We start from the raw sequence: 616 nt of genomic DNA, 5'->3' as shown, positions 1-616 counted from the left end.
TTGCTGGTGGCACTCCCGCGGGCCAGGACTGTCGATGACTACGAGGCCTTGCTGCCCTGGCGCATCACTGCGCTCAAGATCTGAACTGCGGGACAGCGCAAGGGGTGCGGTCTATTGACCGCTTACGATCCATATGCGGCAGCAGATCGAGTTGTATCTGCTCGGCAACGCGATGCATGGTCGCATCAAGACCGTTGAGTTGCAAGTCGACGTGATCCAGAGTGAGCCTCAGATCGCTTCCGCTTGAATGAGCCAGCGGGGCTGAATCGACATTCAGTCGCAGCTGAACTTCAGCCTGCAACAACTGAGCAAGGATGATCGAATTGCGGTGATCCGGAAACAGCATGGTCACGCGATAACGGCCATCGACCTTGAAGACGCAGTGCTCTGCGGCTGGCACGCTGACCAATTGCACAGTGAATGTGCCAGTCGACTCGTCCAGGCCGCCAATAATCCTGGCATGTACTTCTTGCGCCCCCTCAATGGGTAACTGCGTATTTCAGCGATCGTGGACGCCTGTTTCAGGCTGATCGTGGACGGAGAATCGGTGTTGCCGTGGCGGCGCTGGGGAAGCGCGCAGGAACTGGTGTGAATGTATCGCAATCGTCCACGATCA

Annotated in this window: 1 protein-coding gene; it reads right to left on the bottom strand. The window is 57.5% G+C overall.

Annotated features, from left to right (window positions below):
* Positions 1-73 precede the first annotated feature (73 nt).
* A complete protein-coding gene (locus tag B0E41_RS26545) occupies positions 74-415 on the bottom strand; it encodes a hypothetical protein (protein WP_143433751.1) in 342 nt (113 codons plus the stop codon).
* Between the last annotated feature and the right edge of the window lie 201 nt (positions 416-616).

The sequence above is a fragment of the Hydrogenophaga sp. A37 genome (genome assembly GCF_002001205.1).
Classification (GTDB): Bacteria; Pseudomonadota; Gammaproteobacteria; order Burkholderiales; family Burkholderiaceae_C; genus Hydrogenophaga.
The sequence above is the reverse complement of the archived record's forward strand: the minus strand, read 5'-3'. Positions and strand labels throughout refer to the sequence as shown.